The 22,033-nt window shown below is 40.3% G+C and carries 23 protein-coding genes; 18 read left to right on the top strand and 5 right to left on the bottom strand.

Annotation, left to right across the window (positions count from 1 at the left end; all coding sequences use genetic code 11):
* Positions 1-21: 21 nt before the first annotated feature.
* A complete protein-coding gene (locus tag Q3A68_RS21055; RefSeq protein ID WP_302903114.1) occupies positions 22-1,179 on the bottom strand; it encodes an efflux RND transporter periplasmic adaptor subunit in 1,158 nt (385 codons plus the stop codon).
* 31 nt (positions 1,180-1,210) lie between these two features.
* Positions 1,211-2,542 carry a TolC family protein gene (locus Q3A68_RS21050; RefSeq protein ID WP_302903113.1) on the bottom strand — a complete coding sequence of 444 codons (1,332 nt, stop codon included), beginning with the start codon at positions 2,540-2,542 and terminating at the stop codon, positions 1,211-1,213.
* Positions 2,543-2,887: 345 nt separating this feature from the next.
* On the opposite strand from Q3A68_RS21050, the gene spt reads away from it, so the two are divergent.
* From spt to Q3A68_RS20995, 12 genes are all read left to right on the top strand, one after another.
* The gene (spt, locus tag Q3A68_RS21045) at positions 2,888-4,093 is read left to right on the top strand and encodes a serine palmitoyltransferase (RefSeq protein ID WP_302903112.1); all 1,206 of its coding nucleotides are present in this window, start codon (positions 2,888-2,890) and stop codon (positions 4,091-4,093) included.
* An 85-nt stretch (positions 4,094-4,178) separates the two neighbouring features.
* Positions 4,179-5,294, top strand: a complete 1,116-nt coding sequence (locus Q3A68_RS21040) for a hypothetical protein (protein ID WP_302903111.1) — start codon at positions 4,179-4,181, stop codon at positions 5,292-5,294.
* A gap of 193 nt (positions 5,295-5,487) precedes the next feature.
* Entirely contained in the window at positions 5,488-6,810 is a 1,323-nt protein-coding gene (locus tag Q3A68_RS21035) for an inositol-3-phosphate synthase (RefSeq protein WP_302903110.1), read from the top strand.
* Positions 6,810-7,262, top strand: coding sequence for a phosphatidylglycerophosphatase A family protein (locus Q3A68_RS21030; protein WP_302903109.1), 453 nt, complete (start codon positions 6,810-6,812; stop codon positions 7,260-7,262). The genes Q3A68_RS21035 and Q3A68_RS21030 overlap by 1 nt, the downstream gene beginning before the upstream one ends.
* Before the next feature lie 292 nt (positions 7,263-7,554).
* On the top strand, positions 7,555-10,149 hold the full coding sequence (locus Q3A68_RS21025) for a DUF5686 and carboxypeptidase-like regulatory domain-containing protein (protein WP_302903108.1): 2,595 nt from the start codon (positions 7,555-7,557) through the stop codon (positions 10,147-10,149).
* Positions 10,150-10,177: 28 nt separating this feature from the next.
* Positions 10,178-10,885 carry a CDP-alcohol phosphatidyltransferase family protein gene (locus Q3A68_RS21020; RefSeq protein ID WP_302903107.1) on the top strand — a complete coding sequence of 236 codons (708 nt, stop codon included), beginning with the start codon at positions 10,178-10,180 and terminating at the stop codon, positions 10,883-10,885.
* A gap of 22 nt (positions 10,886-10,907) precedes the next feature.
* Positions 10,908-11,477 carry a DUF4833 domain-containing protein gene (locus Q3A68_RS21015; protein ID WP_302903106.1) on the top strand — a complete coding sequence of 190 codons (570 nt, stop codon included), beginning with the start codon at positions 10,908-10,910 and terminating at the stop codon, positions 11,475-11,477.
* Between the two features lie 4 nt (positions 11,478-11,481).
* Positions 11,482-12,105: a sterol desaturase family protein gene (locus Q3A68_RS21010; RefSeq protein ID WP_302903105.1), complete on the top strand. Its 624-nt coding sequence runs from the start codon at positions 11,482-11,484 to the stop codon at positions 12,103-12,105.
* Between the two features lies 1 nt (position 12,106).
* Entirely contained in the window at positions 12,107-13,045 is a 939-nt protein-coding gene (locus Q3A68_RS21005) for a phosphatase PAP2 family protein (protein ID WP_302903104.1), read from the top strand.
* 303 nt (positions 13,046-13,348) lie between these two features.
* On the top strand, positions 13,349-14,032 hold the full coding sequence (locus Q3A68_RS21000) for a hypothetical protein (protein ID WP_302903103.1): 684 nt from the start codon (positions 13,349-13,351) through the stop codon (positions 14,030-14,032).
* Entirely contained in the window at positions 13,969-14,139 is a 171-nt protein-coding gene (locus Q3A68_RS23250) for a Loki-CTERM sorting domain-containing protein (RefSeq protein WP_489671740.1), read from the top strand. The genes Q3A68_RS21000 and Q3A68_RS23250 overlap by 64 nt, the downstream gene beginning before the upstream one ends.
* Before the next feature lie 54 nt (positions 14,140-14,193).
* The gene (locus tag Q3A68_RS20995) at positions 14,194-14,769 is read left to right on the top strand and encodes a CAP domain-containing protein (RefSeq protein WP_302903102.1); all 576 of its coding nucleotides are present in this window, start codon (positions 14,194-14,196) and stop codon (positions 14,767-14,769) included.
* On the opposite strand, the gene Q3A68_RS20990 is transcribed toward Q3A68_RS20995, so the two are convergent.
* Positions 14,766-15,446 carry a pseudouridine synthase gene (locus tag Q3A68_RS20990; RefSeq protein WP_302903101.1) on the bottom strand — a complete coding sequence of 227 codons (681 nt, stop codon included), beginning with the start codon at positions 15,444-15,446 and terminating at the stop codon, positions 14,766-14,768. The genes Q3A68_RS20995 and Q3A68_RS20990 overlap by 4 nt on opposite strands.
* A complete protein-coding gene (locus Q3A68_RS20985) occupies positions 15,446-15,727 on the bottom strand; it encodes a DUF1456 family protein (RefSeq protein ID WP_302903100.1) in 282 nt (93 codons plus the stop codon). The genes Q3A68_RS20990 and Q3A68_RS20985 overlap by 1 nt, the downstream gene beginning before the upstream one ends.
* 135 nt (positions 15,728-15,862) lie before the next feature.
* On the opposite strand from Q3A68_RS20985, the gene Q3A68_RS20980 reads away from it, so the two are divergent.
* From Q3A68_RS20980 to Q3A68_RS20960, 5 genes are all read left to right on the top strand, one after another.
* Positions 15,863-17,161 carry a DEAD/DEAH box helicase gene (locus tag Q3A68_RS20980; RefSeq protein ID WP_302903099.1) on the top strand — a complete coding sequence of 433 codons (1,299 nt, stop codon included), beginning with the start codon at positions 15,863-15,865 and terminating at the stop codon, positions 17,159-17,161.
* Positions 17,162-17,165: 4 nt separating this feature from the next.
* Positions 17,166-17,393: a hypothetical protein gene (locus Q3A68_RS20975; protein WP_302903098.1), complete on the top strand. Its 228-nt coding sequence runs from the start codon at positions 17,166-17,168 to the stop codon at positions 17,391-17,393.
* Positions 17,394-17,499: 106 nt separating this feature from the next.
* Positions 17,500-18,627, top strand: coding sequence for an acyltransferase family protein (locus Q3A68_RS20970; RefSeq protein WP_302903097.1), 1,128 nt, complete (start codon positions 17,500-17,502; stop codon positions 18,625-18,627).
* Between the two features lie 10 nt (positions 18,628-18,637).
* Positions 18,638-19,015, top strand: a complete 378-nt coding sequence (locus Q3A68_RS20965) for a hypothetical protein (protein WP_302903096.1) — start codon at positions 18,638-18,640, stop codon at positions 19,013-19,015.
* Between the two features lie 11 nt (positions 19,016-19,026).
* Complete coding sequence (locus Q3A68_RS20960; RefSeq protein ID WP_302903095.1) at positions 19,027-20,553, top strand: FAD-dependent oxidoreductase; 1,527 nt, start codon at positions 19,027-19,029, stop codon at positions 20,551-20,553.
* On the opposite strand, the gene Q3A68_RS20955 is transcribed toward Q3A68_RS20960, so the two are convergent.
* Entirely contained in the window at positions 20,550-20,960 is a 411-nt protein-coding gene (locus Q3A68_RS20955) for a Dabb family protein (RefSeq protein ID WP_302903094.1), read from the bottom strand. The two genes, Q3A68_RS20960 and Q3A68_RS20955, sit on opposite strands and share 4 nt — an antisense overlap.
* Positions 20,961-21,183: 223 nt before the next feature.
* Here Q3A68_RS20955 and Q3A68_RS20950 point away from each other — a divergent pair, with 223 nt between their 5' ends.
* Positions 21,184-21,945 carry a DUF4382 domain-containing protein gene (locus Q3A68_RS20950; protein ID WP_302903093.1) on the top strand — a complete coding sequence of 254 codons (762 nt, stop codon included), beginning with the start codon at positions 21,184-21,186 and terminating at the stop codon, positions 21,943-21,945.
* Positions 21,946-22,033 lie beyond the last annotated feature (88 nt).

Genomic DNA, 22,033 nt, shown 5'->3' with positions numbered 1-22,033 from the left:
TGTTTTTAGGAAAAGCCCCTATTATTTCCCTTGTTTTGGCTGACCTTGCTGGCCTGTTGCTCCGGTACCACCCTGTGTTCCGGCTGGGTTACCCAAAGTGATCTTTCCGCCGTCGCGCAGGCGCTGGAAACCATCGGTTATTATCTTATCACCCGCATTAACGCCCGATAATACTATTACATCATTCCCAACGCGGGGCCCTAATTGTACTTTATACTGTTTAGCAATGGTGTCCTGGCTTACAAATACAAAAAATTCACCCATTTGCTCGATTAAGGCCTTATTTGGAATAAGCACTCTTTGTCCGGAAGCTGCATTAAGTACTTTTACCACACAACTCATCCCGTCTTTCAACTCATCTTTTTCATTTGCAAACTCGGCCCGAACCTTAATAGTACCTGTTTGATTATTTACGCCACGGTCAATTGCCAGTATTTTACCAGGTTTATTATAAACAGTTATGCCATCTGATAACTGAAGCCTAAAAGTAGAATCGGTAGTTTTTTTCTGCAGGCCATAAAAACGGTCGATATCCTGCTCGTTGATCACAAAATCAACACCAATCGGATTTTGGCTCGAAATGGTGTTTAATAATGTAGTCCCTGGAGTAACCTGTGCTCCTAATTTAACCTGCGAAATACCAATGCGACCAGTAAATGGCGCAGTGATTATTGAGTAAGAAAGATCAGTTTTAGCTGAGATCACTCCTGCTTTTGCTACCGACACCTGGCTTTTCGCAGACTCATAAGCTGCCTGAGCCTGATCAACCGTTTGCCTGGCAACAGCGTCCTCTTTTTGAAGATAGTTGTAACGATCAATATCTTTTTGAGCCTTAACCAGGTTCGCCTCTGCGCCTGACAGGTTGGCAACGGCTTGATCGTATGCGGCTACATATTTGCGGCGGTCTATCTCGTAAAGCTGCTTACCTTTCTGCACGACCTCACCTTCTTTAAAAAATATTCCGGTAATAAAGCCGGTCACCTGGCTGCGTAATTCAACCGAATTCAAGGCAACCACAGTCCCCTGGAATTGGTCGTAATAAACTGCTTCAGCTGTTCTTGCTTCAGTAACAGCGACAGGTGTTGGCGGCAAAGGTGCATTTTGATTGGACGGTGCCTTGCATGCTGATATAGCAAATAATGCCACTAAGCCTGCCTGGTATAGGTAATTATACTTCATCGATGGTATGAAAATGAGATTCAATGTTAAATTAGTTTTGTTGTACAGATAAAGTCCCCAGTGCTTTTTGCAGGTCGATCTTACTCGACAAAACCTGGAATAAAGCATTATAATAATTAAGCTCAGCTGTTCTTAGATCTGATTGGGCCACAATCACATCGAGGTAAATCTTAATACCCTCCCTGTACTGCAGGCTTACTACGTGATATACGTCCTTTGCCAGGCCTACATTCTCCTTTAGAAATTGCCAGTTAGTATAGTTGCTTTTATAACTCGCCAATGCCTGCACATATTCAGTACTAATCGTATTTTTTGCATTGGTAATATCCAGATCAGCTCTTTCTGCCTGCAAACGTGCTTTACTCAAGTTTTGCAGTCGCTTATTACCCTGAAATATGGGCAGATTAAGCGATACCCCCACATAAGAATTCGGGAATGATTTATTATAAAGAGTTGAGAAACTATCACTAAAGTAATTTAGATTGTAGACGCCTGTTGCAGATAAAGATGGCAGAAAACCCCATTTGTAATAGTTTACGTTTACATTTTGCAAGCTTTTTTGCGTTTGCAATAATTGATATTCTATACGGCTATTGTAGTCTAGTTTCTGATTAGTATCAGCAATGGCTTCTGTTTCGAATCGTGCAGAATCGTAAGATAAAGTAAACTTACTTTCAGCACCTAGCCCCATGATCTGCTTCAGATAAGCTTCTTTACTTTTAATGGCTTGTTCAGTTTGCTTGCGCGAAGCCAATGAATTATTTAAAGCGATAGTCGCCTGTTTATAGTCAGTTTTGTCAACCACACCGGCATTGTACTGTGATTTTGCATCCTTCAGGCTTCTTTGTAATCTCAGGATATCTTCATCCAAGATATTTAATTGCTTTTGCGATAACAAGACATCGAAAAATGCCTTGCTCACATCAGCCACGAGATTGATCTGACTGCTGGTTGTGTTCTGTTTATAGTACAGTCGGGAATATTTTGCTGCTTTGGCTGCCTGTAATACATCATTATTATATATTACCTGGTTAGCCTGTAAACCGAGGGTCGACAAATTATCGATTCTTCCCGTGGTATTCGAGCTGGTTGATGGCACAATTGGCGATCCTTTAAAATAATAATTATATAAGCCCGATCCGGTTACCTGTGGCAACCATGCCGAAAGACTAATATTGATGTTTCGCTCGTTAATAGCTTCGTCAATGGCTGCCTGCTTAACTGTCGGCTGGTTCTTTAAAGCAAACTCAACGCATTGTTTTAAAGTAACTACCTTTAAAGAAGTATCGGCATTTGATTGGGCAAAAACAATCACGGGTAAGAATAATACTATAAAATAGAATAGGAATATTTTTTTTGCCATAGGGTTGGTTTGGTCGTAGGATTAACAGACAAAGTAAGCGCAATGTTCCGTATTTTTAAGTAAATTTACTCGATTAGTGTGAATATGGCACAATTATGAATAAAAGATAATAGCGAGGCGTTTTTTTGGTAATTGCCATGTAACCACCATTTTGAAGCTAAAATTTGTGGCTTTTTTAAAAAAATGAAAAATAGTGACATGAATTAAATAAAAAATTTAATTAATTTGCCTCTCGGGAATTTATGTTGCGACACAAAATGTAATGTAAACATTCTCAGTTATCTAATCTTGAAATTGTAAACTTGTTCATGATATTTTTACAATAAATTAAAACAAGGCTAATAAATGGGTAAAAAACTACATGATAAAATTGCGTTGTTCAAAGACGCAGAACTGGCCAGGGAAAAGGGCGTTTATCCTTTTTTCAGACCTATTGAGTCCGGGCAGGATACAGAAGTAATTATAGATGGTCAAAGGGTGTTGATGTTCGGTTCAAATTCTTATCTCGGACTAACAAATCACCCTAAAATTAAAGAAGCCTCTAAAAAAGCTATCGATAAATACGGCACTGGCTGTGCAGGATCAAGGTTCTTAAATGGCACACTTGATATCCATATTGAGCTTGAACAGCGCCTTGCAGATTATGTGGGCAAAGAAGCTTCTGTATTGTTCAGCACCGGCTTCCAGGTAAATCTGGGAGTTTTATCTTCTATCACCGGTCGTAATGATTATTTGATTCTAGATGAATATGACCACGCTTCGTTAATTGACGGAAGCCGCCTTTCGTTTTCCAGGGTAATTAAATATGCACATAACGACATGGCTGATCTTCGTCGTAAACTGAGCATTTTGCCTGAAGATGCGGTAAAGCTTATTTCCGTTGATGGTATATTCAGTATGGAAGGTGACATTGTTAAGTTACCTGAAATAGTTCAGCTTGCTGAAGAGTTTGGTGCCAACATTATGGTTGATGACGCCCACAGTTTGGGTGTTATAGGTGAAAAAGGTGCAGGTACAGCTTCTCATTTCGGCTTAACTGAAGATGTGGATCTGATTATGGGCACGTTCAGTAAATCACTGGCATCATTAGGTGGCTTTATCGCTGCCGACTTTGCCACTATAGATTATCTGAAACACCGTGCACGGTCATTAATGTTTAGTGCCAGTATGCCTCCCGGCGCTGTAGCAAGTGTTATAGCAGCTCTTGACATTATTGAATCAGAACCTGAAAGAATTCAAAAATTGTGGGATAATACAAACTATGCTCACAAGTTATTGGTAGATGAAGGATTCGACCTTGGCCCAACCGAGAGCCCGATCCTGCCTATCTATGTACGTGATAACGAAAAAACATTCCTGGTTACCAAATATCTGCAAAACTCGGGTGTATTTGTTAACCCGGTAGTATCGCCGGCTGTTCCATCCGACTCATCTTTGCTCCGCTTCTCATTAATGGCAACCCATACCTTTGCTCAAATAGAAGAGGCAATCGATAAGATTAACAAGGTGTTTAAAGAGGTCGGTGTATCGATGATCAAAGAAAATATCTAAAAAGAAAAAGTCATCCTGGTAAAATTACCGGGATGATTTTTTTAGTACCATTTTTTTTAATACCAATTAAAAACTCTTTACCCCAATGAAAAAAGTAATTCCAGTTAGTAATAAAAAAGAACTGGCAAAATTTATTGACTTTCCGCACGACCTTTATAAAGATGATCCATATTATGTACCGGAATTATTCATTGCTCAACGGGACCTTTTAACCACACATCCCTTCCATAAGCACTCCCAAGTGCAGCCTTTTTTAGCTTATGATGGCGATAAAATTGTTGGGCGTATTGCAGCAATTAATAACACTAATCACAATCAATTTAATAAAACCAATGATGGCTTTTTTGGATTTTTTGATTGTGTTAACGATCCGGAAGTTTCCCGGTTATTGTTTGATGCAGTGATAACGTGGTTAAAAGAAAAGAAACTGGATAAAATTGTTGGCCCCGTAAACCCTTCAACTAATGAAACCTGCGGATTATTGGTTAAAGGTTTCGATAGCTCGCCAATGGTGATGATGACCTATAATCCGCCTTATTATATTGATTTGGTTGAAAAAGCAGGTCTGAAAAAGCAAGTTGACTTACTCGCCTGGCATTGGGATAAAACAAGCTATAGCGATAAATCAGTCCAACTGTTAGATAAATTACAGGACCGCTTGAAAAGAAATGATATCACTATCAGAAAAGTAAATCTGAAAAAATTTAAAGAAGAGGCTGCTGCCCTGCGCGATGTGTACAACACTGCATGGGATAAAAACATGGGCTTCTTCCCGATGACCAACGAAGAATTTGACTACACGGCGAAGGATCTCAAAATGATTCTCGATCCTGATTTCTGTCTCCTGGCAGAACAGCATGGTAAAATAGTTGGGTTTGGGGTTGCGATCCCGGATATTAACGCTATTCTAAAAACAATTAAACGCGGCCGCTTGCTTCCTACCGGTATCTTTAAGCTATTATTGAACAAAAGTAAGATCAAAGGTATACGCATTATGCTGCTGGGCGTGGTTGATGGCTATCGCAAAATGGGTATAGAGGCCGTTTTATACGGAAATATTATAAAAGAATACCGCAGAAAAGGCTTGGAGTACGCTGAAGCATCATGGACACTGGAACACAACGATATGGTGAATCGCGCAATTGAAGCTATTGGCGGCGATCAATATAAAACATACAGAATATACGAGAAAGCAATCTAGGCTATCGCATTTTACCCCTATCTGTATCTCTCATTATTGTTACCTGAACTGGGCCTGAACTCAAAATTGACTATTTTCATATTTTGGTCAATTTTGTAATTTTGCATCATTCTTTATTGAAAAATGCAGTCTTTTGAGCACTCAAATAAACGCATGGCATTGCCATTATACTAACAACTTGAAAAAATAAAACATGAAGAACAACATTCAACCAGCTAAAGGCAAATTAGGGATTTTAATACCGGGCTTAGGTGCAGTGGCTACTACATTAATTGCAGGTGTTGAAGCCGTGAAAAAAGGGATATCACAACCTATTGGGTCACTTACCCAAATGGGGCATATCCGTTTAGGTAAAAGAACTGAAAATCGTTATCCAAAAATTAAGGATTTTGTTCCCCTGGCTGATCTGAATGACATTGTTTTTGGTGGATGGGATGTATATGAAGATAACGTATACGAAGCGGCGATGCATGCTAAAGTATTGGAACCAGGATTATTGAACGCTATTAAACCTGAATTGGAAAAAATCAAACCAATGAAGGCTGCTTTTGATAAAAACTATGCAAAAAATCTTGACGGTTCGTATGTTAAACAAGGGACACGTCAACAGCTTGCCGAGGCTGTAATGGAAGACATAGAAAATTTCAAAGAACAAAACGATTGCGATAGAATAGTGCTGGTATGGTGCGGTTCGACAGAAATTTACTACGAAGCGTCTGAGATACATCAATCATTAGCTGCATTTGAGCAAGCTCTGGTAAATGATGATAAGCTGATATCGCCAAGCATGATTTATGCTTACGCGGCACTTAAACTAGGTGTACCTTTTGCCAATGGCGCTCCAAATCTTACTGTTGATATCCCTGCATTGGTTGAGCTTTCAAAATTGACCAATACCCCTATCGCCGGCAAGGACTTTAAAACAGGTCAAACGTTAATGAAAACCATTTTGGCTCCTGGCCTGGCTGCAAGGTCACTGGGTATAAGCGGATGGTTCTCGACTAATATTTTGGGCAACCGAGATGGTTTAGTTTTAGACGATCCGGATAACTTTAAAACCAAAGAAGTATCAAAATTGGGTGTATTAGAAGACATTCTACGCCCTGAAGATAACCATGAATTGTACGGAGATATATTCCACAAGATCCGTATCAACTATTATCCTCCGCACGGTGATAATAAAGAAAGCTGGGATAACATCGACATCTTTGGCTGGCTCGGTTATAAAATGCAGATCAAGATCAATTTCCTTTGCCGCGACTCTATCCTGGCAGCACCGATCGCATTAGACCTTGCCTTGTTTATTGATCTTGCTAAGAGAGCCGAAATGAGCGGCATACAGGAATGGCTGTCCTTCTACCTTAAATCACCACAAACTTTACCTGGTTTGAGGCCTGAGAACGATATATTTAAACAATTGATGAAACTGCAGAATACTTTGCGTCATTTAATGGGCGAAGACCTGATCACTCACCTGGGTTTAGATTACTACCAGGACCTGGTTGAAGTATTATAATGCTTTTTCATAAGCTAATTTCCACAAGCCTGGGCATAGGATATATTGGCAAAGGTGCCGGGACAGTAGCAGCTGTCGCGTGTTGCATTTGCTGGTACTTTGCCTGGGCTTCTGGCTATCATCCAGTTGCTGCAATTATTATTACGCTGCTAATTACGTTGATCGGTGTCTGGTCGTCAACTGTCGTTTCTAAGGTATGGGGCAAAGACCCTTCCCGCGTAGTGATTGATGAAGTATCGGGTATGTGCATCAGTTTACTTTTCGTTCCGGTAACTTTAAAATGCGTAATTGTTGCCTTAGTACTATTCCGCTTTTTTGACATTGTAAAACCTTTGTTTATCAAAAAAATGGAAATTTTCCCCGGTGGTTGGGGGATCATGCTTGATGATGTGCTGGCCGGTATTTATGCCAATATTATACTGCAGGCGGCTATTTTATTCAAACTGCTCTGAATGCAATACTAAAAGAATTTATTAATCGTTTGATTAATTTTGACTTTTTGACCACAAAAGTCTGAACGGAATTTTTCTATTTTTGCGGTTAATAACAGGCCCGCTAAACTAATAATGGAAATTATAGTCTGACAGGAGCAAAACGGAGGGCAAAACATTTATTTGAAACCACTGCATCAGGGAAATGTTAAGAAAATACTGATGCATCAAATTAGATGTAGTTAAATAGTGCAGATTAAATAAAATTGTATCAATATTAATATAGTTACGTTTACAACTATCCGGGGGCAAAATGAGTTGGTATTTGCGTAACTGCATCGGTCATATGAATTTTAAAAATATTTACCTGAAAATATTTCTTCTACTGCCATTACTACTTTTATCATTCATCACATTTGGACAGGTAACCAAGGTGAGCGGTGTAGTTACCGATGCTAAAACCAATCAAACTCTTCCTTTTGTAAATGTATTCGCCGCCGATAGCTCTGTAAATATTACTGCTGACGAAGAAGGCAAATTCACTTTAATATCCAAGCCCGATAAGCCATTCAGCCAGCTAAAAGTATCTTTCGTGGGGTATAAACCCACTACCATCAATGTAAGACCGGGGCAGGATCAGATTGTCAATATTAAGTTGGTTCCTGTGGCGCAACAACTTAGTGAGGTTGTGATCAGATCGGGCAAAAAGGCCAGGTACCGTAATAAAGACAACCCTGCTGTTGAACTCATACGACAGGTTATAGCACATAAAGAACAAAACCGACCGGAAAGCTATGACTATATTCAGAATAAGGAATACGACAAAATGATGTTTTCGGTGCTAAATGTCTCCCCTACCATCGCCGATAGAAAGTTCTTCAAAAAGTATAAATTCTTATTAGATAATAGAGATAGCACCACGATACCAGGCAAAAATTTATTGCCTATATATCTTGATGAAAAATTAAGCCAGAATTATTATCGTAAAACTCCCGAAAAAAAGAAAACTATTCTGCTTGGCGAAAAGAGTGTAAACTTTGGCAGCTATATTGATAATGAAGGTCTTGGCCAGTATTTCAAACATATGTATTACGAGGTTGATATTTATAAAAACAATATTTTCCTGATGACCAATATGTTTCTGAGCCCGATATGCGATGCAGCCCCTTCGTTTTATAAGTTCTTTATTACGGACACCATTGTTGTTAACAACGCAAAGGTTGTTGAATTGAGCTTTACCCCTCGCAATACAACTGACATGTTATTTGAGGGTAAGATTTATGTAACGCTTGACGGGCGTTATGCAGTTCAGCATGTAGGGCTTACGGTTAACAAAAATATCAACCTAAACTTTGTAAAATCGCTGCATGTTGACCAGGATTTTGAGCAAAGTCCTGATAGCAGGTATCACTTAAGCAAGAGCAATACAATAGTTGATTTTAGCTTCAACAAAAAAGGCAAAGGCGGCCTATTGGGAATTCGGACAATTACTTATAAGGATTATATAGTCAACAAAGCGATACCCGATACTACATTTGATGGGCCGGCACTGGTGGAAACTGACGAAGCGACGCGCAGAAGCAATGATTTCTGGACTCAAAATCGTTTGGATACACTAACAAAAGCTGAATCAAAAGTTTATCATAATATTGATACGCTCAAGTCCATGCCGTCATACCGACGAACTATGGATATTCTGACACTATTATTGGCAGGCTATAAGTCATTCGGCCCGTTTGAAATGGGACCGGCAAATTCCTTTTACAGCTTTAACCCTGTTGAGGGTTTTAAATTGAGACTTGGCGGCCGTACAACACCTGAATTAAGCAAGCGATATTACTTTGAAACGTATTTGGCTTATGGATTTAAAGATGAAAAGTGGAAAGGTTTTTTAAGTGCTACTTATTCCCTAAACGATAAATCCATTTATAAATTCCCGCAGAATTATATACGTGTGAGTTATCAAAAGGACACTAAAATCCCGGGACTGGCACTTCAGTTTGTACAGGAAGACAACTTCCTGTTATCATTTAAACGCGGCACTAACGACAAATACCTGTACAACGACTTTTATAAGATTGACTATGTCCATGAATATGAAAATCACTTTTCATACAGCATTGGGTTAAGAAGATGGTCACAATCACCAGCAGGATCATTATTTTTTACCAATGAAGTAAATGGCGTTCCTAATAATATAAATGGTATTACAACAGCCGAAATAACCGGACAATTGCGCTATGCACCGCATGAGCAATTTTACCAGGGTAAGATCTATCGTATTGATATTCCTAATCAATACCCGATCTTTACACTTGACTATACTCAAGGCTTAAAAAACGTATTCGACGGACAATACGCTTATAAAAATCTTCATTTTGAGATTGATAAACGTTTTTACCTGTCGCAGTTAGGCTATGCTGATATTACAGGCGAAGCAGGGCATGTTTTTGGGCAGGTTCCTTTTCCACTGCTTTCTATACCACGTGCGAACCAAACCTATGCTTACGACTTGTATTCATATAACCTGATGAACTTTCTTGAGTTCGTTAATGACCATTATGAAAGTATCATGATCGACCAGCATTTTAATGGTTTTTTATTTAACAAAATACCATTATTTAAGAGATTAAAATGGCGCGAAACGCTTTCGTTTAAGTCACTTTGGGGTGGATTAAGGGATGAAAACAATCCATCATTGCATCAGTCATTGTTTCAGTTGCCGGTGGACGAAAACGGTCGACCTACCACATTTGCCTTAGGCAGAACACCTTATGTAGAAGGCAGCGTTGGTATTGAAAACATTTTTAAATTTGTAAGAGTTGATTTGGTTAGGCGTTTCACCTATTTAGACAATCCCGATGTTGCTAAATGGGGCATTCGCACTAGGGTTCTCTTTACGTTTTAACCTGGGTTTATTAAAGATTATTTTGACAATGGCACATCAAACATCAATACGTACCAATCTTCAACTCGGCATCTATAAAGTAATAGATCCTTTTGTAAAAGTGCTGATCAAATTAGGACTTACTCCTAATGCGGTTACCACAATAGGTTTTATATTGAATATTGGTGTCGCTGTAATTTTTATTATAGGTGCTGAAGAAGGCAACCGTGGCGACTTGACCTATGTTGGTTGGGCGGGGGCTCTGATTCTGTTTGCCGGCTTATTTGATATGCTTGACGGTCAGGTGGCAAGACTTGGAAATATGAAATCAACTTTCGGCGCCCTGTATGATTCAGTTCTTGACCGATATAGCGAATTGGTAATGTTTCTCGGTATCTGTTATTATTTGGTTGCCCACCACTATTTCCTGAGTTCGATTTTTGCTTTTATTGCATTGATTGGGTCAATGATGGTAAGTTATGTTCGTGCCCGGGCTGAAGGTTTGGGTGTTGATATTAAAGGCGGGTTGATGCAAAGGCCTGAACGGGTGATCACACTGGGCCTGTTTGCTATGCTGTGCGGAGTTACCTCATTATATATTGGTGGCAACTATAAATTATACGTTCCCGGAATCAAATTCCACGTGTTCGAAACGATGTCAATTTTTACATTCCCAATAGTTGCATTAGCCGTGTTAACCAATGCAACCGCCATCAGGCGGCTGGTAGACGCTAAAAAAGCGCTGGGAAAAAAATAATGCAATATCTCTTTTTAATTTAATGCGATTATATTTTTTACTATTTGTTTCCATTTTATCCATAACATCCGCCTATGGATATTCAAAAAAAATTGATAAAGGGCCGGGGGGCGATAAAGGCGCCAATGTGGTTTACCCGACACCTCCCATAAGTAACGAAAGGTTATTTTACGTACAACGTACCCCGAATGCTAATACAATCGTTTACGACTTGAACCTAAATAGCGACGGGAAACTGAATACCGACCAGCCAGTGAAGGTTTATTGGCTAAAATATGCGGAAAAAGGACAAAAAGAGGAATTAAATTATATTCAACGTAAATTTGCATACGGTTTAAATACAAAAGCGCTGAATAAGGGCAGTTATGATATCAGATTTGTGTCTTACAAGAAGTTTCCGCTTACTTTAATAAGGGGCGAAGACGGAAAATATCATATATTCGCGTCAGTTGCACAAAAACAGGTAATACTCAACCGTATTTTTGTAAAAATTGAAGGCGGCAGCTTTTGGATCCCTAACGTCGTTTATGTAGAGGTCAAAGGCACTGACCCCGAAACAGGCAAAGAAATAGTTGACCGTTTTAAACCCTGAAGTGATGAAAAAGAAATTTGTTTCCAATTCACAGGAGTCTGTGAGAATGTTTAAGAACGACCTCTTTGAGGCTTTATCAAAGGTACATTTCCTAGTGCCGGTATTTATTTTTATGCCGGTTATTTTCTATTGCATCTACAGGTACTTCTTCATAGCTGAGCTACCCGGACTTACCTTTTTCGGTCTGTTCTTCGTGGCTTTATTTGTGTGGACTTTTGTTGAGTACGTAATGCACCGTTTTGTATTTCATTACGCGCCACCAGATAAACCATGGGCACAACGCATGCATTTTATCTTCCACGGAGTTCACCATGATTACCCAAGCGATGCCAAGCGTTTGGTGTTACCGCCTTCAGTAAGTATACCCTTAGCTACAGGCTTCTTCTTTTTATTTAAAGGTATGCTGCCTGTGGATTACATATGGGGTTTCTTCCCTGGCTTTATCCTGGGTTACCTGATTTACGATGAAACTCACTATGCTATTCATCACTTCAACTTTAAGGGCAACATCTGGAAAAAGATAAAACAGCACCATATGTTGCATCATTATCAGGATGCAGACAAGGGCTATGGTGTTAGCTCACCACTTTGGGACAAGGTATTCGATTCCGATTTCATTAAGAAATAGCATGGATGTTGATGCCGTTTCAAGTAACACAGTCACAGTACGGTCTGTAACTGTTGTTTCTATTGCATCATTTGCATACTTATTATTTTCTGCTTTCCTTGTCGGCTTTAAATCTGACCAGGTAGTGCTGGTAGTGCTTTTTAACCTGCTTTTTTATGCATCTGCCATCACTCGCAAGTTCATAACAGGCTTTTCCATTTTCGTCGTGTATTGGATCATATACGACTATATGAAAGCCTTCCCAAATTATGAGTACGCCACAGTACATATAGCCGATATTTATAATTTTGAAAAGCACCTTTTCGGGGTTCACTTCCAAGGCAAATTGCTAACGCCCAATGAATATTTTCGTTTAAACGGCACCACTTTCCTCGATATACTTACTGGCATATTTTATTTGTGCTGGATACCAGTACCGATGGGTTTTGCTGTCTACCTGTTCTTTACCCGAAGAAGGCAATTTTTACTATTCCTGCTCACTTTTGTGCTGGTCAACTTTATAGGTTTTATTGTTTATTATACTTTCCCTGCTGCACCGCCATGGTACGTACAGTATCACGGTTTTGCTTTCCATCAACTTACTGCGGGCAATACAGCGGGCCTCGCGAAATTTGACGCCTATTTTAATGTGAGCATTTTTAAATCGATATACTCCAAGGGTTCAAATGTATTCGCGGCCATGCCATCCTTGCATTCCTCCTATCCGGTTATCGTATTATATTATGGCTTGAGAAATAAATTGGGCAAAGGCAATATTTTTTTCGGGATAGTAATGGCTGGAATATGGTTTTCCGCAGTATATCTTAGCCACCACTATATAGTAGATGTTCTGGCCGGTATATTATGCGCTGCAATCGGGATTACATTATTCAATATCACCTTATCCAAGGTAGCTCCTTTCAGAAGGTTTATCGATAACTACGAGAACCTGATAAAGTAGCAAGTTGAGGAGTGCATTGTACTAATTACTGTACTTTACGCCAATTTGTCTGTTGGTGCCTTATTTAAATAATTTATCAATTCTATTGATTTAAAGTCACGTTAAGGAACTTTGAAGCTGACTTTAAGTATAAAGGCACGGCTTTTGTAGTTATCCGTTGTCAATCTGATGAATACAGTTATGCCTTACACGAGAAAAACATTACTACTTCTTTTATTTTTATGCAGTACGTATAGTTTATTTGCAAACACTAAAAGAATTGACAGTTTAAGCATACAAGATCAATCAATCTCAAATATAAATTTGATAGACAGCCTAAAAAAAGAATTGGGCAATATTAAAGATGATTCGCTTAAAGCTTCATTATATAGTAAAATTGCTGCGGAGTATCTCAAATACGACTCAACCGCCAGCAAAAAAGAGCGTCGCATCTATCAGAACGAAGCAATCAGCAATACACTTTCCGCCATTCATCATTACTCAAAATACGACGACTCAGTAGGTTTGCGCAATAGCTTCGATGTACTGGCGAAAGTTTATCATGTACAGCACAAATACATCCAGGCTAAATGGTTTATCATTCAATCGAACTCGATCTCAAGAGTCATGAACGATAATCCGAACATTATAGCATCTCTGCTTGAAATGGCTTCTATCAAAGCAGATATAAAGGATTATAAACTTGCTGCGCGCGATTTGAATGAAGCATTGGCTATTTCTTCCAAAAATCATATGCCCAAACTGGAGGCGGATGTTCAGCTGCATTATGCCCTATTCTATAATGTGACCAGGAACACGGAAAAAGCTGCAGCCGCTATGAAACGATATACCGCGATTAATGACAGTATCAGGCGAGATAACGAGGCGCGTACATTGGCTAAGCTAAAAATCACTGATTCGTTGCAGCAGGTCAAAAAAAAAGTATATATGAGCAGCAGCGACGGAAAGAGCTTCTCAACAAGAATGGTATTATTATCGACCTTATAATCATCATTGCTGTAATTTCTGTCAGCTTACTTTTTCTTTACAGGCGCAAACGCCGTAGATTTTGGCGGTCCAAGATCAAACATCCGCACCATACCGATAATAGTTAGCGAACAAATAACATTTGTTTAAACCTGCCGTTTGAATAAACGTCAATAGAATATATGAAGAGATTATTTTTGGGCGGATTATCACTGTTAGTTATCCTGCTCACCTGTGTTTCTGCCGCACCGCAGCAGATTAATAATAACCGTTTTAAAGAAGAGTTTTTAAGTCGCATAAATAAAATACGCGCGAAAGGTTGCAATTGCGGTGTTACTTATTTTCCACCCGCCCCACCAATGAAATGGAATGAGCAACTGGAGTTCGCTGCCCGTGGGCATGCCCTTGATATGTCGGAGCGAAATTATTTCAGTCATACCAGTATGAATGGCCGCAGCATGTCCGATCGTGCCCTGGATGCAGGCTATGGCTTTAAGGGATTTAAAACCTATGCCATTGGCGAAAATATCGCGAAGGGACAAACGAGCATCCCCGAAGTGATGAATGGCTGGCTGCACAGCGAAGGCCATTGCCGCAATTTAATGAATCCCATTTTTAAAGAAGTAGGCGTAGCTGTAATAGACCATTACTGGGTGCAGGACTTTGGCGGCCGTGGAGAGTTTTCACCGCGCGAGCAGCAGATGCTCAAGAGCGGAAGGTACAAACTGGTGCAAAAAGAGATTTCTCAAGGGCATTAATTCCACCCCATCAAAGTCTTCACCTTGATAAACTCGGGCTGAAGTGATGCTTCAATAGTTATCATTTGTCCATCCACCGGATGCTCGAACGTCAATTTCGAAGCATGCAGCAGCATAGTAGTCATTCCCCATTTTTCTTTAAACAGCTTATTCTGCTTATTACATCCATGGGTTCTGTCGCCAATAATCGGGTGAAAAATATGGGCGAAGTGCTTGCGTAGCTGATGCATCCGGCCGGTTTTGGGCATCGCTTCAACAAGGGAATATCTGGAAGTAGCATGTTTGCCAAATGCCACATCCAATTCGGCCCGTTTTAACGTATGGTAAATTGTAAAAGCCTCTTGCAATGTGCCGTTCTCCTTTCTTAAAGCATAATCTATTTCACCGTTATCGGGTGTATGCCCACGAAGAATGGCCAAATATTTTTTACTGACCTTGTTCTCCATAAATCGCTTTTGCATTACAATCTCGATAGCTTTATCAAAAGCAAACAGCAGCACACCTCCTGTTTTTCTGTCTATCCGGTGAACGGGATAAACCTTTTGCCCTACCTGGTCACGTAATAATTGCAGGGCGAAGACTTCGGCATCTGCAGCGATATTGGAACGATGTACCAACAGATCATGAGGTTTATTTATAGCGATCAGGTGTTCGTCCCTGAATAGAATTTCCAGCATTATTTGTCCGGATTTTTGGAGGCAGCCTGATTCGAATCCGGTTTGTTTGGAGCTGATTTCCTTTCCATAGGTCCACGTTTAAAGATGATGAGCCCATTCAGGAAATTACGCAATAGCTGATCGCCGCAGGGCTTAAAATTAGGGTGGTCTTTATCGCGAAATATGGCTCCGAGCTCCGCTTTAGATGTGCGGAAATTTACAAGGCTACAGATATGAACAATGTCATCATCCCGCAATTGCAGTGCCACACGTAACTTCTTCATGATATCGTTATTGCTCATATTTGCTATTTTATACGCTGCAAAGTTAATATTTAAGTCCGAAGCGTGAATAATTGGTGGCACGCTTAACAGATATATGACTTAGAACTTTTGACTTAAGACTTATTAGTACCTTTGCACCCAAATTAAACGCTTGTGTGGGCAGAAAAACTAAAACTAAGTAAACAGCTGGTACGGTCGGTAACGGCAGCCGGGTACTTCACTCCAAAGGAAATACAATCCAAAACCCTTAGCCGGGTAATCGGCGGACAGGACATTATCGCAATAGCTCCCGAAGGCAGCGGGAAAACAACTGCCTACATCCTTGGCGTTCTAACACGCTTAAAGTACGGCTTTGAGGAAGCGCCAAGAGCGCTTATCCTGGTACCTGATAAAGAGAAGGTCCTTGATGTTATCGAAAAAATTCACCTGTTAAATCAAAATGCCAGCATTCGTACGGTGGGGCTATATACCGAACCATCAATGCAGGTCCAATTGGACGCTTTGGCCGACGGAGCAGATATTGTAGTGGCTACGCCCGACAGGGCACGCGCCATCTATCTGAAGCTTGGCTTAAATCTTAATAAGATCATGATGCTGGTGATTGATGATGCAGCGGAGATTGTAAGGCTTGGGGCGCAACTACCGGTAGCTGAACTGGCCAATAGTATCATCAAGTGTCAGCACCTGATATTTACCGAAGTAATGCATAGCAAGCTGCAGCAAATGATTGATCCTTTTATGAATATGCCTGCACTGATCGAGATAGAAGAATTGAGTGGAGTCAAAGCGGAAATTCATGAACAATCCTTATACCATGTAGCTGACTTTAAAACCAAGCTCAACCTGTTAACATTGCTGCTAAAAGATATTCTCCCAACTGATAAAGCAGTAGTTTTTGTAAGCACGCGCCTGAACGCTGAAAAAATATATAACCATATTCGTTTAAACTTCAAAAATGAAGTAGCGATATTAAACCCAATGATGTTTGAATCAAAAGGATTTAGCTCAATTGAGAATTTTAAAGAACAACAACAAGTAAGATTTTTGATTGTTGCGGATGAATTAAACCGTTCATATGAATTGCAAGGCATATCGCTATTGATACATGTTGAGATACCGGCAGACACGGATGTTTTTGTTCATAGAATGATAAAAGACTTGAATGAGCCTGGTAATGTGCAATCTATCAGCATGGCAACTGATCTTGAGTTGTCATTGATTAAGAAAATTGAACAAACCATTGGTCAAAAAATTAGGTTAAATGAGCTCCCTGAAGACTTGAAAATCGCTGATGTGCATAAAGACAAGAAAGTGGCCAAACCGGATAAAGCTTCAAAGAATGAAGAGCCTTTGCGCGGTGCAGCCTTTCATGAAAAAAAGGCCAGCAATAAAAAGGACTACAACTACAGCGCCGGCACCAAGGCAAAAATGAATAAGAAGAAAAAACATTAGCAGAATGAAAGATCCATTTGACATCGAAGTAAACGGCATCACCTACTCCATATTCCCCGAGGGCGAGGATATTTATGCTGTATTCAAAGAGGGCGAAGATTACTTGCGGATCCAAAAAGATACCGAAACACATTGGCTAAAGCTTGATCCGGAAACAGAAATGCCCTTTTTTGATAATGATGAAGAAGTAAATGCTATTGGCCGTGAAATAGAAGCTTACAACGAAGAGTAAAAATTTTGTAACAGACTATAAATGTGCTGTTAGCATTTCGTATTAATTGTTGGAAATGATTAGTTTTATTTCGTAACCCTAACTAATTATTTTTCACAATTAAACGATGAATACACAACTTGCTGACGATTTTCAGAAAACACCTACCCGGCTTTATTCGTTAGATGCGCTACGCGGATTCGACATGTTTTGGATCATGGGCGCCGAAGAGATATTCCACGCATTGGCTGATGCCACAAATTGGGGGCCCTTCGAGGCTATTTCTAATCAATTAACCCACCCTGCATGGAATGGCTTTCATTTGTATGACCTGATCTTCCCGTTGTTCTTGTTTATGGCGGGCGTGTCCACCCCATTTTCGGTGGGCCGCGAGCTTGAAAAGGGTAAATCACGTCAGCAATTACTTTTCAGAGTCATCAAAAGAGGTCTCATCCTGGTATTGCTTGGCGTAATTTACAATAACGGCCTCAATATTAAGCCGATTGCAGATATACGCTTTGCTTCAGTTTTAGGTCGCATCGGTTTGGCCTATATGCTCGCCAACATCATCTACCTCTATTCGGTTGAAAAATGGCAGATTTTCTGGTTCTGGTTTTTAATCATCGGATATTGGCTGTTGCTTAAGTTCACCTCTGCTCCCGGCTTCCCGGCAGGCGATCTTACCATGCAGGGTAACTTTGCATCTTATATGGACAGATCTATACTACCTGGCCGCTTATATCTAAAGATACACGACCCGGAAGGATTGTTCTCTACAATTCCTGCAATCAGTACCGGTTTATTAGGTATTCTGACCGGCATCACCCTAAAGAAAACAACACTTACGCAACTGCAAAAAACTTTAAGAATAGCGGTAGTCGGGGTCATTTTCCTGGTACTTGCCCAAATATGGAATCTGGATTTTCCAATCAACAAAAACCTTTGGACAAGCTCATTTGTATTGAATGTCGGTGGATTAAGCCTTTTGTTAATGGCGTTATTTTATTACGTGATTGATGTATTGGGCCATCAGAAATGGGCCTTCTTTTTCAAAGTCATTGGCATGAATTCCATCCTTATCTACATTTCCGGAAGATTTATTAATTGGGAGTATACTACAAAAGGGTTCTTTAACTGGTTACTTTACTTTTTCAGCGACCCTTATAAGCTGGTGGTTGGAGCCATTTGCTTTGTATTTATCAAGTGGTTGTTTTTGTATTTTATGTACAAAAAGAAGGTCTTCTTACGGGTATAACTATTAAAATATGCAAAGAAGAACATTCATACATTTATCGGCATACACCGCACTGGCCTTGACATTGCCTTTTGCAGATGGATGTTCTCCATCGCCAGAAAACATAGCATCGCGCCCTTTTCTGTTCTCCCAGTTAGCGGATAAAAAGACAATTGCAGAGGCAGGCATTGCTTACCGGAAAAAGTTCCCCAAAGAGGACGATAAAACCCTATTAAGCAACCTGCTTATTGGCGCTAACGCATCGCTGGATAAATCAGCTATCGAAAAGCAACTGGATGATCGTGTTTTGAATGATTTTAGAACAGGTAAAACTATAATGGCAGCGGGCTGGGTACTTTCAGTGACGGAAGCCCGTCAATGCGCATTATACTCTATTTTAAACGCCTAAGTCGAAGCATTATGCATATAGACGCCAGGGAATTACCAAATAACTCATTAATAGAAGGCGACATCTGCATTATCGGCGCAGGCGCTGCCGGAATCAGTGTGGCGTTAGAATTTCTGAATACTCCGCACAAAATAATTCTGCTGGAAGGCGGCGGTTTTGAATATGAATCGCAAATGCAGGATTTATATAGGGGAAAAACGACTGGGCAGCGTTACTTCCCTTTAGAATCAGCACGATTACATTATTTTGGCGGCACAACCGGGCATTGGGCGGGTTTTTGTTCGCCGCTTGACCCAATAGATTTTGAAAAGCGGGATTGGGTGCCATACAGTGGCTGGCCGATCAAGCGAGCGGATCTTGATCCTTACTATGCCCGTGCGCATAAAAACCTTGATCTGGGACCTTATGAATATCGCGATAGCTATTGGTTAGGGAAAGACCCCAAACTTGATTCATTACCATTTGATCATGCTGCTATCTTTAACAAGATGTGGCAGTTTAGTCCCCCCACACGCTTTGGAGCAAAGTATAAAGACACGATAGTCAAGGCGCCTAATATCCATTTATACACCTACGCCAATGTAACCAATATTGATGCTAATGAACATGCCTCAGCTATACAACAAGTAACGGTCAAGAATTTTGCGGGCAAAACTCATATAGTTAAAGCCAAAAAGTTTGTCCTGGCCTGTTGTTCTATTCAAAACGCACGGTTGCTGCTCACCTCTGATCAACAGGCAAAACAAGGTTTAGGTAATGATAATGACCAGGTCGGCCGCTACTTTATGGAGCACATTGAGATTAAGTCTGCTGAATTGTGGCTGACCAAACCGGAAGCTTTGAAACTGTATGCCATCGATTTTGGAAAAACCAAGGCCCGGGCGGAATTAGCTATAACCGCCGAAAAACAGCGAGAGTTAAAAATATTAAACGGCACCGCTTCCTTTACTCCTTTAGAGGTCGCTCGCAAACAGCCCGCTTTTATCGATATGTGGACATCAGATACTGCACAGACGAAGAAAAACATGTCGAAATTTGACGAGGCTGAAAAGAAAGCGCTCTCAGAAAGCAAACATGATTCTTATCAGCTTTTTACCCGCATAGAACAAGCACCAAACCCTAACAGCCGTATTACCCTTGACTCCGAAACAGATGCTTTAGGCATGCCCCGCGCAAGGCTGCATTGGGTACTCACTCCGTTGGAAAAAAGAAGCATCCGCGAAATTTATAAGCTGATCGGAACTGAGCTTGGCCTCCTAGATAAAGGACGCGTGCGGTTAATGGAATACCTGCGCGACGAAAACGACAATAACTGGCCCGAATTTACAGGTGGCGGATGGCATCACATGGGGACTACCCGCATGGGCGACAATCCAAAACAAAGTGTGGTTGACGCCAACTGCAAAGTTCATGGCATCAGCAACTTGTTTGTGGCCGGAGCGGCATGCTATGCCACAGCAGGGGCACCAAATCCAACGTTGACCCTGGTTGCACTTACTATCCGTTTAGGGGATCATTTAAAACAGGGAATCGCTTAAGCGTCCACTGCATCATACACGATCACTTTCTCCCACAGATGGCTGCAATTTTTAATAAACTCCAGGTGAACGGGATGATTCTGATAAGCTGCCTGCCCTGCAAGATCGCTGAAGAACATTAATTCAGATACGCCCCAGCTTTTATCAACTACATCGCGTTTTTCGGTATCAGCTACTATGCCCACCCGTAATTCTCGAACGGTTTCAATTTTAGCCAGCGTCTTCACTCCTGCTACTAATTTATCACGGTCTTCTTTTGAGTTGGGGTTTTTAAGCCAGAAAAAAACGTGATGAATAATTGGATATTTATTTTCGGTAATTGTCAAAGACATAGCTGATGCAGCTGCGGTTCCTATAGCCAATGAAGCGGTTGTCGCGATGAATTTTCTTCTGTTTGATTTGTTCATAATGGTTTGATAATCCCTCAATTTTAATAAAAAAATAGCACCTTAACTATATACAAATTGACATTCTCTCACTTACTAACCCACAATTAGTTGCTTTAAGTAAAGAATTTTACGCTTTGGGTATTAGATCACTAATTGGATGTCGTGCCAACAATCAAAACAATAATGCAACATTATCGTTACATTTAACACATTTTAATTATTGATTAATCAACACATTTGCATGAAAAATTACATTTTAATCCTTGTTGCCTTTTTAAGTCTTTGCCTCGCGTCGTGTAAAAAGGAAAGCTCATCTGGTACTACTCATGTTAGCGTAAAACTAACAGATGCACCGGGCCCCTATGATGCCGTTTTACTAAGCATTAAAAACGTTGTAATCGTAACAGATAAAGGAGAGCAGACACTTGCTGTTGGTGGTGGTATCATCAACATCTTAAATTTCAGATTGGGAAAAGACACTTTATTAGCGGCACAAGACATACCCGCCGGCACTATTCAGCAAATCCGTTTGGTATTGAATAGTACGGGAAACCAGGTGGTTATTGGCGGAATAGCTTACGATCTGACCACTCCAAGCGGACAAACTTCCGGAGTAAAACTAAATGTTCACGATAATCTAACAGCCGGAGTAGACTATACCCTGACATTGGATTTTGATGCCGCTCAATCAATTGTATTAACAGGAAACGGCAAATACATACTAAAACCTGTTATCCGTGCGGTAGCTAATGCTGCCTCAGGGGCATTAAAAGGCGTAGTTACGCCTGCAGCTTCTTATCCAAAAGTTTACGCAATTATGGGCACAGATACCATAGGTACTGTCGCAGATTCTACTGGAAAATTCTATTTTCCCGGTCTCTCTGCCGGAACATATACGGTAAACTTTGTTCCTGTTAGTCCATACCTTAAGAAAACTGTAAGTAGCGTTGTCGTAACTAACGGAAGCGTGCAGGATATGGGAACGGTGACTATATCACAATAACAATAAATGGATGACTAGTCCTAAAAAAACGATACAGGATTAATAATAAATAAAAGTACAATATTCAAATAGCAGCAAGATTATCCTT

Source organism: Mucilaginibacter tolerans, assembly GCF_030519375.1.
GTDB lineage: Bacteria > Bacteroidota > Bacteroidia > Sphingobacteriales > Sphingobacteriaceae > Mucilaginibacter.
This window is presented reverse-complemented; position numbering and strand designations above follow the sequence as displayed.

Excerpts from the sequence above, each read along its gene's own strand:
- Q3A68_RS21055 (WP_302903114.1), bottom strand. The coding sequence starts at position 1,179 with ATGAAGTATAATTACCTATACCAGGCAGGCTTAGTGGCATTATTTGCT.
- Q3A68_RS21050 (WP_302903113.1), bottom strand. The coding sequence starts at position 2,542 with ATGGCAAAAAAAATATTCCTATTCTATTTTATAGTATTATTCTTACCC.
- spt (WP_302903112.1), top strand. The coding sequence starts at position 2,888 with ATGGGTAAAAAACTACATGATAAAATTGCGTTGTTCAAAGACGCAGAA.
- Q3A68_RS21040 (WP_302903111.1), top strand. The coding sequence starts at position 4,179 with ATGAAAAAAGTAATTCCAGTTAGTAATAAAAAAGAACTGGCAAAATTT.
- Q3A68_RS21035 (WP_302903110.1), top strand. The coding sequence starts at position 5,488 with ATGAAGAACAACATTCAACCAGCTAAAGGCAAATTAGGGATTTTAATA.
- Q3A68_RS21030 (WP_302903109.1), top strand. The coding sequence starts at position 6,810 with ATGCTTTTTCATAAGCTAATTTCCACAAGCCTGGGCATAGGATATATT.
- Q3A68_RS21025 (WP_302903108.1), top strand. The coding sequence starts at position 7,555 with ATGAGTTGGTATTTGCGTAACTGCATCGGTCATATGAATTTTAAAAAT.
- Q3A68_RS21020 (WP_302903107.1), top strand. The coding sequence starts at position 10,178 with ATGGCACATCAAACATCAATACGTACCAATCTTCAACTCGGCATCTAT.
- Q3A68_RS21015 (WP_302903106.1), top strand. The coding sequence starts at position 10,908 with ATGCGATTATATTTTTTACTATTTGTTTCCATTTTATCCATAACATCC.
- Q3A68_RS21010 (WP_302903105.1), top strand. The coding sequence starts at position 11,482 with ATGAAAAAGAAATTTGTTTCCAATTCACAGGAGTCTGTGAGAATGTTT.
- Q3A68_RS21005 (WP_302903104.1), top strand. The coding sequence starts at position 12,107 with ATGGATGTTGATGCCGTTTCAAGTAACACAGTCACAGTACGGTCTGTA.
- Q3A68_RS20995 (WP_302903102.1), top strand. The coding sequence starts at position 14,194 with ATGAAGAGATTATTTTTGGGCGGATTATCACTGTTAGTTATCCTGCTC.
- Q3A68_RS20990 (WP_302903101.1), bottom strand. The coding sequence starts at position 15,446 with ATGCTGGAAATTCTATTCAGGGACGAACACCTGATCGCTATAAATAAA.
- Q3A68_RS20985 (WP_302903100.1), bottom strand. The coding sequence starts at position 15,727 with ATGAGCAATAACGATATCATGAAGAAGTTACGTGTGGCACTGCAATTG.
- Q3A68_RS20975 (WP_302903098.1), top strand. The coding sequence starts at position 17,166 with ATGAAAGATCCATTTGACATCGAAGTAAACGGCATCACCTACTCCATA.
- Q3A68_RS20970 (WP_302903097.1), top strand. The coding sequence starts at position 17,500 with ATGAATACACAACTTGCTGACGATTTTCAGAAAACACCTACCCGGCTT.
- Q3A68_RS20965 (WP_302903096.1), top strand. The coding sequence starts at position 18,638 with ATGCAAAGAAGAACATTCATACATTTATCGGCATACACCGCACTGGCC.
- Q3A68_RS20960 (WP_302903095.1), top strand. The coding sequence starts at position 19,027 with ATGCATATAGACGCCAGGGAATTACCAAATAACTCATTAATAGAAGGC.
- Q3A68_RS20955 (WP_302903094.1), bottom strand. The coding sequence starts at position 20,960 with ATGAACAAATCAAACAGAAGAAAATTCATCGCGACAACCGCTTCATTG.
- Q3A68_RS20950 (WP_302903093.1), top strand. The coding sequence starts at position 21,184 with ATGAAAAATTACATTTTAATCCTTGTTGCCTTTTTAAGTCTTTGCCTC.